This window comes from Acidimangrovimonas pyrenivorans (genome assembly GCF_042643245.1).
Taxonomy (GTDB): domain Bacteria; phylum Pseudomonadota; class Alphaproteobacteria; order Rhodobacterales; family Rhodobacteraceae; genus Acidimangrovimonas; species Acidimangrovimonas pyrenivorans.
The window spans coordinates 96,053-109,214 of sequence record NZ_JBHRSK010000004.1; the positions used below are offsets into that span (position 1 = coordinate 96,053).

Annotated in this window: 12 protein-coding genes; 4 read left to right on the forward strand and 8 right to left on the reverse strand. The window is 67.9% G+C overall.

Features of this window, described 5'->3' with window-relative positions; genetic code table 11:
- The first annotated feature begins 142 nt into the window (after positions 1–142).
- Both ACFOES_RS03450 and ACFOES_RS03455 read left to right on the forward strand, forming a co-directional pair.
- Positions 143–1,372, forward strand: coding sequence for an MFS transporter (locus tag ACFOES_RS03450; RefSeq protein ID WP_377831777.1), 1,230 nt, complete (start codon positions 143–145; stop codon positions 1,370–1,372).
- 34 nt (positions 1,373–1,406) lie between these two features.
- Positions 1,407–1,607: a YgaP family membrane protein gene (locus ACFOES_RS03455; RefSeq protein ID WP_377831778.1), complete on the forward strand. Its 201-nt coding sequence runs from the start codon at positions 1,407–1,409 to the stop codon at positions 1,605–1,607.
- 42 nt (positions 1,608–1,649) lie between these two features.
- On the opposite strand, the gene uvrA is transcribed toward ACFOES_RS03455, so the two are convergent.
- Entirely contained in the window at positions 1,650–4,511 is a 2,862-nt protein-coding gene (gene uvrA, locus ACFOES_RS03460; RefSeq protein WP_377831779.1) for an excinuclease ABC subunit UvrA, read from the reverse strand.
- A gap of 291 nt (positions 4,512–4,802) precedes the next feature.
- Here uvrA and ACFOES_RS03465 point away from each other — a divergent pair, with 291 nt between their 5' ends.
- Positions 4,803–5,168, forward strand: coding sequence for a rhodanese-like domain-containing protein (locus ACFOES_RS03465; RefSeq protein WP_377831780.1), 366 nt, complete (start codon positions 4,803–4,805; stop codon positions 5,166–5,168).
- A 122-nt stretch (positions 5,169–5,290) separates the two neighbouring features.
- Here ACFOES_RS03465 and ACFOES_RS03470 read toward each other — a convergent pair whose 3' ends face one another.
- The 7 genes from ACFOES_RS03470 to ACFOES_RS03500 all read right to left on the reverse strand — a co-directional run bounded on the left by ACFOES_RS03470 (position 5,291) and on the right by ACFOES_RS03500 (position 12,138).
- Entirely contained in the window at positions 5,291–5,656 is a 366-nt protein-coding gene (locus ACFOES_RS03470; RefSeq protein ID WP_377831781.1) for an excinuclease ABC subunit A, read from the reverse strand.
- Between the two features lie 116 nt (positions 5,657–5,772).
- Entirely contained in the window at positions 5,773–6,645 is an 873-nt protein-coding gene (gene mmsB / locus ACFOES_RS03475; RefSeq protein WP_377831782.1) for a 3-hydroxyisobutyrate dehydrogenase, read from the reverse strand.
- A 2-nt stretch (positions 6,646–6,647) separates the two neighbouring features.
- Complete coding sequence (locus ACFOES_RS03480; protein ID WP_377831783.1) at positions 6,648–7,685, reverse strand: enoyl-CoA hydratase/isomerase family protein; 1,038 nt, start codon at positions 7,683–7,685, stop codon at positions 6,648–6,650.
- Positions 7,685–8,830, reverse strand: a complete 1,146-nt coding sequence (locus ACFOES_RS03485; protein WP_377831784.1) for an acyl-CoA dehydrogenase family protein — start codon at positions 8,828–8,830, stop codon at positions 7,685–7,687. Before ACFOES_RS03485 ends, ACFOES_RS03480 begins: the two co-directional genes overlap by 1 nt.
- A gap of 137 nt (positions 8,831–8,967) precedes the next feature.
- The gene (locus ACFOES_RS03490; protein WP_377831785.1) at positions 8,968–10,095 is read right to left on the reverse strand and encodes a carboxylate-amine ligase; all 1,128 of its coding nucleotides are present in this window, start codon (positions 10,093–10,095) and stop codon (positions 8,968–8,970) included.
- A 45-nt stretch (positions 10,096–10,140) separates the two neighbouring features.
- Positions 10,141–10,560, reverse strand: a complete 420-nt coding sequence (locus tag ACFOES_RS03495) for a hypothetical protein (protein WP_377831786.1) — start codon at positions 10,558–10,560, stop codon at positions 10,141–10,143.
- A 78-nt stretch (positions 10,561–10,638) separates the two neighbouring features.
- Entirely contained in the window at positions 10,639–12,138 is a 1,500-nt protein-coding gene (locus ACFOES_RS03500; RefSeq protein ID WP_377831787.1) for a CoA-acylating methylmalonate-semialdehyde dehydrogenase, read from the reverse strand.
- A gap of 102 nt (positions 12,139–12,240) precedes the next feature.
- Between ACFOES_RS03500 and ACFOES_RS03505 the strand changes: the two genes are divergently transcribed.
- Positions 12,241–13,134, forward strand: a complete 894-nt coding sequence (locus tag ACFOES_RS03505; RefSeq protein ID WP_377831788.1) for a LysR family transcriptional regulator — start codon at positions 12,241–12,243, stop codon at positions 13,132–13,134.
- Positions 13,135–13,162 lie beyond the last annotated feature (28 nt).

Below are 13,162 nucleotides of genomic sequence, written 5' to 3' on the forward strand. Positions count from 1 at the left end.
GGCTCCTCCCGCCGGGCAGCCCGGGTTCGCCTTCATCGGCGGGCCGGGGCTGCCCTCTTTCAATCCGTCCTTGAAGCTCCTGCAGCGCGGGCATGTTCTTTCCCTCTGGCCGACCCGCATGGGCTGGGCTAGCTGTGACGGCATGACACAGGACAACCCGCCGGAACGCACCCGCAGCCTGCTGATCCTGGTGATCTGGGGCGCCGGCCTCGGGGCGGCGGCGCAATTCGCCAAGATCAGCGTGATCTACGACCGCATGGCCGCGATCTACGGCGCCGCCGGCGGCGCCGGGATCGGGCTGATGGTTTCGGTCGTCGGCATCGTCGGGCTGCTGTTCGGCACCACCGCCGGGCTGCTGGCCGAGCGGATCGGCTATCGCCGGGTCTTCGTCGGCGGCATGGCGCTGGGGGCGGTGCTGTCGGCCTGCGAGGCGCTGCTGCCGCCCTGGCCGCTGATGATGGCGGCGCGGGCGCTGGAGGGCTTTTCGCAACTCGCCGTGGTCGTCGTCGCGCCGGTGATGATCGCCCAGGTCGCCCAACCGCGGCACCAGGGGCTGGGCATGTCGCTCTGGGCTACCTTCTTCGGCGTTTCCTTCGCCCTGACCGCGTTCGCCGCCCCGCCGCTGGTCGCCGCCTTCGGCCCGCCGGGGCTGTTCCTTGCCCATGCCGGCTGGATGGCGGTCTTCACCTTTCTGCTGGCGCTGATGCTGCCCGCCGACCCGCCGGGCGCCCAGGCGCCGCGGTTGCGCCTGCCCGAACTGGTCCGCCAGCACGGTGCGATCTACGGCTCGCCCTATATCGCCGCGCCGGCCGCCGGCTTCATCTTCTACACGCTGATGTATGTCGCATTGCTGACCCTGCTGCCGCTGCTGGTGCCCGGGGCCCAGCGGGTCTGGGTGGCCGAGGCGATGCCGCTGACCTCGATCGTCGCCTCTCTCAGCCTCGGCGTCTGGCTGCTGCGCTTCGTGCCGGCGATCCGGGTGGTGCAGCTCGGCTTCGGCCTGTCCGCGCTGGCCGGGCTCGGGTTCTGGGCCTTCTGGGGCCAGGCGGCGGCGGTGCTGGCCTGCGTCGTGCTGCTGTCGGCGGGGCTGGGGCTGGTGCAGGGGGCGAGCATGGCGGCGATCCCGCAGCTCAATGCCGCGCCGGGCGACCGCGCCCGCGCCGCCGGCGCCATCGCCCAGCTCGGCAACCTGGGCACGACCACCGGCACGCCGCTGCTGGCGGCGCTGATCGCCGGGCAGGGGCCGCGGGCGGTGCTGTTCTTCGTGCTGCCGCTCAGCCTGGCCGGGATCGCCATCCACCAGTGGATGGCGGCGCGGCGGGCGCGGCAGCTTGACGCAAATCAATGGGGGGCGTCCGCGCCGGACCTATAGTCGGTTCATTGTGAATTTCCCGTGGAGGCGTTCCATGTTCAAGACCAATGTCGGCGGCACCGATCGGGTGCTGCGCATCATCGTCGGCGTCGCGCTGCTGGTGCTGTTCTTCCTGCTGCCCAATGCCGGCTATCGCTGGTGGTTGCTGCTCGGCATCATCCCGCTGGTCACCGGGCTGATGTCCAGCTGCCCGCTCTACTCGATCCTCGGCATCAATACCTGCTCTAGGAAGTGACGCCAAAGACCTGATATCAGATGGTAAATGATGGGTGGCGGTCTATTCGGCCGCCACCTTCTTGCGCGCCGCCAGCATCGGCTTGAGATAGCGGCCGGTATGGCTGCGCTCGACCTCGGCGACATCCTCGGGCGTGCCGGTGGCGACGATCTCGCCGCCGCCATCGCCGCCCTCGGGGCCGATATCGATGATCCAGTCGGCGGTCTTGATGACGTCGAGGTTATGCTCGATCACCAGCACCGTGTTGCCCTGGTCGACCAGTTCGTGCAGCACTTCCAACAGCTTGCGCACATCCTCGAAATGCAGACCGGTGGTCGGCTCGTCGAGGATGTAGAGCGTCCGGCCGGTCGCGCGCCTGGCCAGCTCCTTCGACAGCTTGACCCGCTGCGCCTCGCCGCCCGACAGCGTCGTCGCCTGCTGGCCGACCTTGATGTAGCCAAGGCCGACGCGCATCAGCGCATCCATCTTCTCGCGGATCGAGGGCACGGCCTGGAAGAAGCCTTGCGCGTCTTCGACCGTCATATCAAGAACGTCGGCTATGCTCTTGCCCTTGAACTTGATTTCCAGAGTCTCGCGATTGTATCTCTGGCCCTTGCAGGTCTCGCATTCGACATAGACGTCGGGCAGGAAATGCATCTCGATCTTGATCACGCCGTCGCCCTGGCAGGCCTCGCAGCGGCCGCCCTTGACGTTGAAGCTGAAGCGCCCGGGCTTGTAGCCGCGGGCCTGGGCCTCGGGCAGGCCGGCGAACCAGTCGCGGATCGGGGTGAAGGCGCCGGTATAGGTGGCGGGGTTCGAGCGCGGCGTGCGGCCGATCGGGCGCTGGTCGATGTCGATCACCTTGTCGAGATGCTCGAAGCCCTTGATCGTCTCGCAGGGGGCCGGGGTCTCGCGGGCGCCGTTCAGCCGCATCGCCGCGGTCTTGTAGAGCGTCTCGATGGTCAGGGTCGACTTGCCGCCGCCCGAGACGCCGGTGACGCAGACGAACTTGCCCAGCGGGAACTCGGCCGTCACCTCGCGCAGGTTGTTGCCGGTCGCCTTGACCACGGTCAGGGTCTTGCCGCTGCCCTTGCGCCGGACCGCGGGCACCGCGATCTCGCGCTCGCCGGACAGGTACTGGCCGGTCAGGCTGGCCGGGTCGGCGGCGATCTCCTCGGGCTTGCCATGGGCGATGACCTGGCCGCCATGGACGCCGGCGCCGGGGCCGATGTCGAAGACGTAATCGGCGTGGCGGATCGCGTCCTCGTCATGCTCGACCACCAGCACGGTGTTGCCCTGGTCGCGCAGGTTCTTCAGCGTCGTCAGCAGCCGGTCGTTGTCGCGCTGGTGCAGCCCGATCGAGGGCTCGTCGAGGACGTAGAGCACCCCGGTCAGGCCCGAACCGATCTGCGAGGCGAGGCGGATGCGCTGGCTCTCGCCGCCCGACAGGGTGCCGGCATTGCGGCTCATGGTCAGGTATTCGAGGCCGACATTGTTGAGGAAGCCGAGCCGCTCGCGGATTTCCTTGAGGATGGCGCGGGCGATCTCGTTCTTCTGCACCGTCAGCGCCTCGGGCACCGTGTCGATCCAGCGATAGGCCTCCTTGATCGACATCTCGACCACCTGGCCGACATGCAACCCGGCAATTTTCACCGCCAGCGCCTCGGGCCGCAGCCGGTAGCCGCCGCAGGCGTGGCAGGGGCGGTTGTTCTGGTAACGCTCGAATTCCTCGCGCACCCAGGCGCTGTCGGTCTCGCGGTAGCGCCGCTCCATGTTCGGGATCACGCCCTCGAAGACGCGGCTGACCTGGTAGACCCGGCCGCCCTCGTCGTAGCGGAACTGGATTTCCTCGTCGCCCGAACCGTAGAGCAGCACCTGCTGGACGTTCTTCGGCAGGTCCTTCCACGGCTTGCGGCGGTCGAAGCCGTAGTGTTTCGCCAGCGCCTCGATGGTCTGGAGGAAATAGGGCGACTTGCCCTTGCGCCAGGGGGCGATGGCGCCGTCGGCCAGTTTCAGTGCCGCGTCGGGCACGACGAGGCGCTCGTCGAAGAACAGCTCGACCCCGAGACCGTCGCAGTCGGGGCAGGCGCCGAAGGGGGCGTTGAACGAGAACAGCCGCGGCTCGATCTCGGGGATGGTGAAGCCCGAGACCGGGCAGGCGAACTTTTCGCTGAAGGTGATGCGCTCGGGGTCGTCCTCGCGCGGGGCCGTCTCGAGGATGGCGATGCCGTCGGCGAGGTCGAGCGCGGTGCGCAGCGAGTCGGCCAGTCGCACCTCGAGCCCCTCGCGCACGACGATCCGGTCGACGACGACGTCGATGTCGTGGCGGAACTTCTTGTCCAGCGTCGGCGGCTCGTCGAGCTCGTAGAACTCGCCATCCACCTTGATCCGCTGGAAGCCCTGCTTGCGCAGTTCGAGGAATTCCTTGCGGTACTCGCCCTTGCGGTCGCGCACGATCGGCGCCAGCAGGTAGGCGCGGGTGCCGTCCTCCATCGCCATGATCCGGTCGACCATGTCCTGCACCTGCTGGGCCTCGATCGGCAGGCCGGTGGCGGGCGAGTAGGGGGTGCCGACGCGGGCGAAAAGCAGCCGCAGGTAGTCGTAGATCTCGGTCACCGTGCCGACGGTCGAGCGCGGGTTCTTGCTCGTGGTCTTCTGCTCGATCGAGATCGCCGGCGATAGGCCCGAGATATGGTCGACATCCGGCTTCTGCATCATGTTGAGGAATTGGCGGGCATAGGCCGACAGGCTCTCGACATAGCGGCGCTGGCCCTCGGCATAGATGGTGTCGAAGGCGAGCGACGACTTGCCCGAGCCGGACAGGCCGGTGATCACCACCAGTTGATCGCGCGGGATGTCCACGTCGATGTTCTTGAGATTGTGCTCGCGCGCGCCGCGCACTTCGATCTGCTTGAGCTCGGCCATTGCCAGTCCCCGTTCACCAAGAACGACAGATAGGGGATGCGCGCCGAGTCTCCAATGGGAAAATGAGAACGGAGCGCGAACATCTGGCGTGGAATCGCCATTCGGGCAATCTGTCGCCGGGATTTCCGCGCCTGCCCGAATTCACGGCACCGCGCCCTGCACTGCGGCACGGTTTCGCATATGCGATATTTCATATTCACAATATCGAATAAGTTACCTATCTGCCCTTGCAGGGCGCGGTGGAATCCCCCACCTGTCGCCAGCAGATGACGGCAGCCAAAGGATGATGCCATGTTTTCATTTCTGAAACCGTCGGGCCCCCGGGTCGAGCGGATCAATCCGGCCGATGCGGTCGCCAAGGCGGCGGCGGGCGAAATGACGGTGATCGACGTGCGCGACGCCAGCGAGATTCGCGCCTCCGGCAAGGCGAAAGGGGCGCTGCATATCCCGATGGTCGTGCTCCAGTCGAAGGCCGACCCGAGCCATCCCGAGCATGACAAGAACCTCAAGACCGACAAGCCGGTCGCGCTCTACTGCGCCAGCGGCGCGCGCTCGCAGATGGCCGGCCAGCTGATGCTGCGGCTGGGCTATGGCGAGGTCTACAACATCGGCGGACTGGGCGACTGGCGCGCGGCCGGTGGCAAGGTGGTGCGCTAGGCACCGCTTCGGGCGCCGGCGCCTCCTGCGCCGTGCCCGGTCGGGCCGCGCCGCCCGTGCCGGCATCGCGCCGGGGCACGGGCCGCGCCGGCGATGGATTTCTCAGCAGATCGGGGCAGGGGCTAGTTGAGCAGGTCGCGCACCAGCCCGACCACGCCCAGCACCTTCAACGTGTCGGCATCGACGCGCAGCAGCTGGCCGCCGAGCGAGACATAGACCGCGCCATCGGGCAGCGGCGGCAGGCCGTAGCGGCGGTAATCGCGGAGGATGACGTAGTCGGAGCGGCCGATCCGGTCGCCTTCGCGCCAGCGGTGCCGCTCCTCGCGGTGACGGGGTTTCTTGGCCAGCCCCGGCGGCCGGCAGCCGTTGTGCTTCTTCTGCAGCCCGGGCGGGCAGCCGCCCGCCGCCACCGGGGCGGCCCCCAGGGCCAGGCCGCCGAGGCCGAGCAGGGCGGCGGCAAGAAGGGCGCGGGATGTGATCTGTCGCATGCTGTCTCCTGTCTTGCCGGAGACCCTAGACCGCGAGGGCCCGGAGGTCTCCCCCCGGGCCCTGTCATCGGCATAAGCCGGCCGGCCGCGTCGGCCCGACCGGCGAAGATCGGCCGTCAGCCGCGGTGGCGCTTCTCGAAGCGCGGCAGCATGGCCGAGAAATCCTTGCCCAGCCCGTCCTCGGCTTCGACGAAGGTCTCGTAGAGCTTCTGCGCCATCTGGCCCATCGGCGTGTCGGCATCGACCGCCTCGGCCGCCTGTTGCGACAACCGCAGATCCTTGAGCATCAGCTCGGCGGCGAAGCCGGGCTTGTAGTCGTTGTCCGACGGGCTTTGCGGGCCGACGCCGGGGGCCGGGCAATAGGCGTTCATCGACCAGCTGTAGCCCGAGGAGGTCGAGACCACGTCGAACATCTTCTGCCGGTCGAGGCCGAGCTTGTCGGCCAGCGCGAAGGCCTCGCAGGTCACGATCATGGTCGCGCCGAGGATCATGTTGTTGCAGATCTTGGCCGATTGCCCGGCGCCGGCGCCGCCGCAATGGACCGCCTTCTGGCCCATGATGTCGAACAGCGGCTTGACCGTGGCGAAGGCCGCCTCGCCGCCACCGACCATGAAGGTCAGGGTGCCGCCCGAGGCGCCGCCGACGCCGCCCGAGACCGGGGCGTCGAGCGCGCCCAGCCCGGCGGCCTCGGCCTTCTCGGCCACCGCGCGGGCGCTTTCGACATCGACCGTCGAGCAGTCGCAGAGCACCGCGCCCTTTTCCATCGCCGGGATCACCTGATCGGCGACCGCGCGCAGGATGGTGCCGTTGGGCAGCATGGTGATCACCACTTCGGCCCCCTTGGCGGCCTCGGCGGCGCTGGCGGCCTTGGTCACGCCCTCCGGCATCGGCGCGGCGGTGTCGAAGCCCGTCACCTGGTGCCCCGCCTTGACGAGATTGGCCGCCATGGGCGCACCCATGTTGCCCAGTCCGATGAAACCGATTTTCATGATCACTCCTCCTCGAATGTCAGTTCCGCCTCCCCGAGCGGCGCGAGCATCGCGTCCACCTCCTCTTCGGGGACGTCTTCGCCGGCATGGCGCCAGTGCGGATCGCGGTCCTTGTCGATGATCTGGGCCCGGATCCCTTCCAGGAAATCGGCCTCTTCCATCGCGCGGTAGGTAAAGCGGTATTCCATCGCCAGCGCATCGCGCAATCCGTCGCCGCCGCGGACCTCGTTCAGCAGCTCCAGCGTCGCCGCCATCGACAGCGGCGCATTGCGCATCATCGCGGCCAGCGCCGCCATGGCGAAATCGCTGCCATCGATCTCGAGCGCCGTGGCGATGGCCGAGAGATCGCCCTTGGAGAAGGCCGAGTCGATCTGCGGCAGCACCGCTTGATAGCGGCCCTCGGGCGGGTCTTCCGCGACCTCGTCGATGACGTCGACATCGCCGCTGTCGACCAGCGAGTCGCGCAGGATCTGCCAGCGGTCCGCGGGCACGAAGCGGTCGGCGAAGCCGGCGAGGATGGCGTCGGCCGGCCCCATCCGGGCGCCGGTGAGGCCGAGATACTCGCCCAGGTGGCCCGGCGCCTTCGACAGCAGGTAGCTGCCGCCGACATCCGGGATCAGGCCGATGCCGCATTCGGGCATGGCGATCTGGCTGCTTTCGGTGACGAGGCGGTGGCTGCCATGGCAGCCGACGCCGACGCCGCCACCCATGACGAAACCGTGCAGCCAGCTGACGATGGGCTTGGGATAGTCGCCGAACAGGGCGTTCATGCGGTACTCGTCATGCCAGAAACGGCGGCCGTAATCGTAATCGCCGGCCTTGCCGCTGCGGTACATCTCGGCGATGTCGCCGCCGGCGCAGAAGGCGCGCTCGCCTTCGCCCTCGACGATCACCAGCGCGATCTCGGGATCGTCCCGCCATTCGCGCAGCGCGGCGTCGATCTCGAGGCACATCTCGTAGGTCAGCGCGTTCAGCGCCTGCGGCCGGTTGAGCGTGATGACGCCGGCGCAGCCCTCGATGTCGATCACGACGTCCGACATCAGCCGCGCTCCGCCAGCAGGGCGCGGCTGACGATCAGGCGCATGATCTCGTTGGTGCCTTCGAGGATCTGGTGCACCCGCAGGTCGCGGACGATCTTCTCGATCCCGTAATCGGCAAGGTAGCCGTAGCCGCCGTGCAACTGCAGGCACTGGTTGGCGACGTCGAAGGCCGCGTCGGTGACGTACATCTTGGCCATGGCGCAGAACTTGGTCGCATCGGGCGCCTTGTTGTCCAGCTTCCATGCCGCCTGGCGCAGGAAGGTGCGGGCCGATTGCAGTTTCACCTCCAGCTCGGCGACGCGGAACTGCAGCGCCTGGAACTGGTCGAGCGAGCGGCCGAAGGCCTTGCGCTCGCCCATGTAGTCCAGCGTCGCGTTCAGCGCCGCCTGCGCCCCGCCAAGGGCCGAGGCGGCGATGTTCAGCCGGCCGCCGTCGAGCCCGGCCATGGCGTAGGAAAACCCCTTGCCCTCTTCGCCGACCAGGTTGTCCCCGGGGATCTTGCAGTCGTCGAACTGGACCTGCGCGGTCGGCTGTGCCCGCCAGCCCATCTTGTCCTCGAGCCCGCCGAAGCTCAGCCCCGGCGTGCCGTCCTCGACGATCACCGTGCTGATGCCCTTCGGGCCGTCATCGCCGGTGCGGCACATGACGACATAGACGTCGGAATAGCCGCCGCCCGAGATGAAGGCCTTGGTGCCGTTCAGCGTGTAGCCCTCGTTGGTCTTCTCGGCCCTCGTCCGCAGCGCGGCGGCGTCCGAGCCCGAGCCCGGCTCGGTCAGGCAGTAGGAGAAGACCTTCTCCATCGAGGTCAGCGACGGCAGCCAGGCGGCCTTGGTGGCGTCGCTGCCGAACTTGTCGATCATGCCGCCGCACATGTTGTGGATCGACAGGAAAGAGCCGACGGCGGGGCAGGACATCGCCAGCGCCTCGAAGACCAGCGTCGCGTCGAGCCGGGTCAGGCCCGAGCCGCCGTATTCCTCGGACACGTAGATGCCGCCGAGGCCGAGTTCGGCCACCTTGCCCCACAGCTCCTTCGGGATCGTGCCCTCGGCCTCCCAGGCCCGGGCGTTGGGGGCGATGTGTTCCTGCCCGAAGGCGAAGGCCATGTCGAAGATGGCCTGTTGTTCCTCGCTCAGCGCGAAATCCATGATCTCCTCCAGGGGTCGAATTGAACGCCCGTTTAATTCACAAATCTTGCAGGAGTATTGCAAGGGGGAAAGGCGAAATCCTGCACGGTGGATTTGCGCGGATGCGCGCACGGTGCGGGGCAGGATGCGGTCCGGTTCTAGAGATCGGCATGATACTCCTCGACCAGGTGGCGCACCACCGCGCGCAACGCCTGATCGTGGGTGTCGCCGGCCTCGACCGCATCGACCAGCACCTGCCGCTGGCGGTCGGCGCTGGTGCCCTCGGCCAGCAGCGCGGGCAGGGCCCGCACTTCGGCCAGGCATCCCAGCGCCTCGGCATCCTCGGCCACCAGTTCCAGCAACTCGACCAGCAGGGTGGGGAAATCGACGATCTCGTGGCGGGCGAAGTCGATCAACCCGGCCGAGATGCCGTAGCGCTGCGCCCGCCAGCGGTTCTCGGCCAGCAGGAACAGGTCGTGCAGGCGCCAGCTCCGGTTGCTCCGGTGCAGCCGCCACAGCGCCCGGGCAAGGGCCTGGGTCAGCGCCGCCAGGGCCAGCGTCATCTCGAGCCGGGGCGAGACGTCGCAGATCCGGGTCTCGAGCGTCGGGAAGCGGGAAGAGGGCCGCAGGTCCCACCAGATCTTGGTGCCGTCCTCGATCACGCCGACATCGGTCAGCGCCGCCACCGCGCTGTCGAAGGCCGACCAGTCGGCCAGCCGCGGCGGCAGCCCGGTGCGGGGCAGGTTGTCGAAGACGGTGAGCCGGTAGGAGGCGAGCCCGGTATCCTCGCCCTGCCAGAACGGCGACGAGGCCGACATCGCCAGCAGATGGGGCAGGAAGTAGCTCAACTGGTTCATCAGCGCGATGCGCAGTTCGCGGTCCTCGATGCCGACATGGATATGCATGCCGCAGATCAGCATCCGCCGCACCACCGCCGCCAGGTCGCGGCGCAGGCCGTCGTAGCGTTCCTTGCGGGTGTGGTGCTGGTCCTGCCAACGCGCGAAAGGGTGGCAGGAGGCGGCGATCGGCGCCAGCCCGTGCTCGGCGGCACGGCGCGAGATGGTGGCGCGCAGCCGGCGCAGATCCTGCCGCGCCATCGGCAGGTCGGAGCAGACGCGGGTGCCGACCTCGACCTGGCATTGCAGGTATTCCGGGCTGACCTGGCCCTCGAGATCGGCCCGGCAGGCCTCCATCATCGTCGCCGGCGCGACGGCGAGGTCCAGGCTGTCGGCATCGACCAGCAGGTATTCCTCCTCGATGCCGATGGTGAAGCCCGGCTCGTTCATCCTGCCCGTCCTCCTTCGCCGCCGGCGCCTCTCCGGGCGTCCGGCCTATTCCGCCCGGGCCATCAGTTCGTCGAAGCTGCGCTCCGGCTGGCCGAGCAGTTCCAGCGCCTCGGCCTCGCATTGCAGGACGCGGCAGACGATTCCGTCAAGCCCCTCCCAGGAATTGCGAATCCAGCCTGCCATCTCGTAGGTCTCGGCCGTCGGCGCGTAATAGACGACGAGGGTCTGGACGCCGTCACGCAGGAAGGTGTCCGCCTTCTGTGCCTGCATGTTCATCAGCCCGGCGAAATCGTCGTCGAAGCCGGTGACTTCGGACAGGTCGACCAGCTGTTTCTGGCCCGGCCTGCAATCGGGATGGCGGGAATATTCGGCGAAGACGGCAAGGGTTTCTCGAAACCGGGTGAACCCGACATAGCGCACATAGACCAGTCCGCGACGGGGAAAGACCGTGAACGTGACGGACATTCCTGCTCCTGCAATGCGTAAAATAAAATAGGGGCGCCCAGCGGCTGCCAGACGCCCCTTCACATAAATGTTAGCGGCTCAGTCCATCTGTTTGAAGTGGAATTCGCCACCTTCCTTGATGCCCGAGAACCAGCGCGCGGTCACGGTCTTGGTCTTGGTGTAGAAGCGGAAGGCGTCCGGGCCGTACTGGTTGAGGTCGCCGAAGGCCGATTTCTTCCAGCCGCCGAAGGTGAAGTAGGACAGCGGCACCGGGATCGGGAAGTTGATGCCGACCATGCCGACATTGACCCGGCTGGCGAAGTCGCGCGCGGTGTCGCCGTCGGCGGTGAAGATCGCCGTGCCGTTGCCGTATTCGTTGTCCATCACCAGCTTGAGCGCGTCGTCATAGGTCTTCGAGCGCACCATCGACAGCACCGGGCCGAAGATCTCTTCCTTGTAGATGTCCATCTCCGGGGTGACGTTGTCGAACAGGGTCGGGCCGACGAAGAAGCCGTTCTCGTAGCCCTGCAGCTTGAAGTCGCGGCCGTCGGCGACCAGCGTGGCGCCCTGTTTCTCGCCCGAGTCGATCAGCCCCTTGATCCGGGCCAGCGCCTGGCTGGTGATGACCGGGCCGTAATCGACGTCGTCGCCGGCGGTGTAGGGGCCGACCTTGAGCTTCTCGATCCGCGGGACCAGCCGCTCGATCAGCGCGTCGGCGGTCTTGTCGCCCACCGGCACCGCGACCGAGATCGCCATGCAGCGTTCGCCCGCCGCGCCGTAGCCGGCGCCGATCAGCGCGTCGGCCGCCTTGTCCATGTCGGCGTCGGGCATGATCAGCATGTGGTTCTTGGCGCCGCCGAAGCATTGCGCCCGCTTGCCGTTGTTGGCGGCGCGGCCGTAGATGTATTGCGCGATCGGGGTCGAGCCGACGAAGCCGACCGCCTGGATCGTCTCGCTGTCGAGGATGGTGTCGACCGCCAGCTTGTCGCCGTTGACGACCTGCAGCACGCCGTCGGGCAGGCCGGCTTCCTTGAGCAGCTCGGCCAGCATCAGCGAGCAGCTCGGGGTGCGCTCGGACGGCTTGAGGATCATCGCGTTGCCCGAGGTCAGCGCCGGGGCCATCTTCCACATCGGGATCATGGCCGGGAAGTTGAACGGGGTGATGCCGGCGACGACGCCCAGCGGCTGGCGCATCGAGTAGAGGTCGATGCCCGGGCCGCCGTTGTCGGTGAACTCGCCCTTCAGCATCGCCGGCCCGCCCATGCAGACCTCGACGACCTCGAGGCCGCGCTGGACGTCGCCGCGGGCGTCGGGCAGGGTCTTGCCGTGCTCGCGGCTGATCGCCTCGGCCAGCTTGTCCATGTTCTCGTTGACCAGCGCGCCGAAGCGCATCATCACGCGGGCGCGGCGCTGCGGGTTGGTCGCGGCCCAGCCCTTCTGCGCCTCGGCGGCGGCGGCGATCGCGGCCTCCATCTCCTCGACCGAGGCGAGCGGCAGCTTGGCCTGAACCTCGCCCGTCGCCGGGTTGTAGACGTCGGCGAATTTGCCCGACGTGCCCTTGACGTGCTGGCCGTTGATCCAGTGGGTGAGTTCGGTCATCAGTTCCTCCCGGAGAAATTCGAGCGCAGCATAGGCTTGCGTTTTTGCCTGATAAAGGGGCAAGTTCTCAAAAGCGTTTTGCATTTGTGCAATAGGCGGGCGATGGCCGACTGGGATGATCTGCGGGTGTTTCTGGCGGTGGCGCGGGCGGAAAGCCTGAGCCGCGCCGCCAAGCTGCTGCGCATCGACCCGGCGACGGTCGGCCGCCGCATCGCCCGGCTGGAGGAGGCGCTCGGCGCCCGGCTCTTCGCCAAGTCGCCGCAGGGCTATGCCCTGACCGATGCCGGCGCCCGCCTGCTGGCCCATGCCGAGCGGGCCGAGCAGGCGGTGATCGGGGGGCTGGAGGAGCTGCGCGGCGATTCCGGCCAGCTCTCCGGCCAGATCCGCATCGGCGCGCCGGATGGCTGCGCCTCCTACGTCCTGCCGCAGGTGGTGGCCGAGATCTGCAACGACCATCCCGGGCTCGAGGTCCAGATCGTCGCCCTGCCGCGGGTCATCAACCTGTCCAAGCGCGAGGCCGACATGGCCATCGCCGTCAGCCCGCCCGAGGCCGGCCGGCTGACGGTGCAGAAGATCACCGAATATCACCTCCACCTCGCCGCCAGCCGCGACTACCTCGCCCGCCACGCCCCGATCACCAGGCCGGGCGACCTGATCCATCACCGTTTCGTCGGCTACATCGCCGACATGATCTTCGACAAGGAACTCGATTACCTGGGCGAGGTCGGCGCCGGGGCGGTGCAGCTGGCTTCGAATTCCATCGCCGTCCAGCTCCACTGGGTGCAACTCGGTGCCGGCGTCGCCGTGGTCCATGACTTCGCCCTGCCGGCCGCGCCCGAGCTGGTGAAGATCCTCGAAGACCGCATCGGCCTGACCCGCGCCTTCTACCTGATCCGCCATTCCGACGACCGCCGGGTCGAGCGACTCAACCGCTTCGCCGACCTGCTGACGGCGGGCATCCGGCGCGAGGTGGCGCGGCTGGAAGGGCGAAAGTGATCGCCCTGATGCTCACGAAAACTTGACA

Coding starts and splice junctions, on each gene's coding strand:
- ACFOES_RS03450 (WP_377831777.1), top strand. CDS start 143: ATGACACAGGACAACCCGCCGGAACGCACCCGCAGCCTGCTGATCCTG.
- ACFOES_RS03455 (WP_377831778.1), top strand. CDS start 1,407: ATGTTCAAGACCAATGTCGGCGGCACCGATCGGGTGCTGCGCATCATC.
- uvrA (WP_377831779.1), bottom strand. CDS start 4,511: ATGGCCGAGCTCAAGCAGATCGAAGTGCGCGGCGCGCGCGAGCACAAT.
- ACFOES_RS03465 (WP_377831780.1), top strand. CDS start 4,803: ATGTTTTCATTTCTGAAACCGTCGGGCCCCCGGGTCGAGCGGATCAAT.
- ACFOES_RS03470 (WP_377831781.1), bottom strand. CDS start 5,656: ATGCGACAGATCACATCCCGCGCCCTTCTTGCCGCCGCCCTGCTCGGC.
- mmsB (WP_377831782.1), bottom strand. CDS start 6,645: ATGAAAATCGGTTTCATCGGACTGGGCAACATGGGTGCGCCCATGGCG.
- ACFOES_RS03480 (WP_377831783.1), bottom strand. CDS start 7,685: ATGTCGGACGTCGTGATCGACATCGAGGGCTGCGCCGGCGTCATCACG.
- ACFOES_RS03485 (WP_377831784.1), bottom strand. CDS start 8,830: ATGGATTTCGCGCTGAGCGAGGAACAACAGGCCATCTTCGACATGGCC.
- ACFOES_RS03490 (WP_377831785.1), bottom strand. CDS start 10,095: ATGAACGAGCCGGGCTTCACCATCGGCATCGAGGAGGAATACCTGCTG.
- ACFOES_RS03495 (WP_377831786.1), bottom strand. CDS start 10,560: ATGTCCGTCACGTTCACGGTCTTTCCCCGTCGCGGACTGGTCTATGTG.
- ACFOES_RS03500 (WP_377831787.1), bottom strand. CDS start 12,138: ATGACCGAACTCACCCACTGGATCAACGGCCAGCACGTCAAGGGCACG.
- ACFOES_RS03505 (WP_377831788.1), top strand. CDS start 12,241: ATGGCCGACTGGGATGATCTGCGGGTGTTTCTGGCGGTGGCGCGGGCG.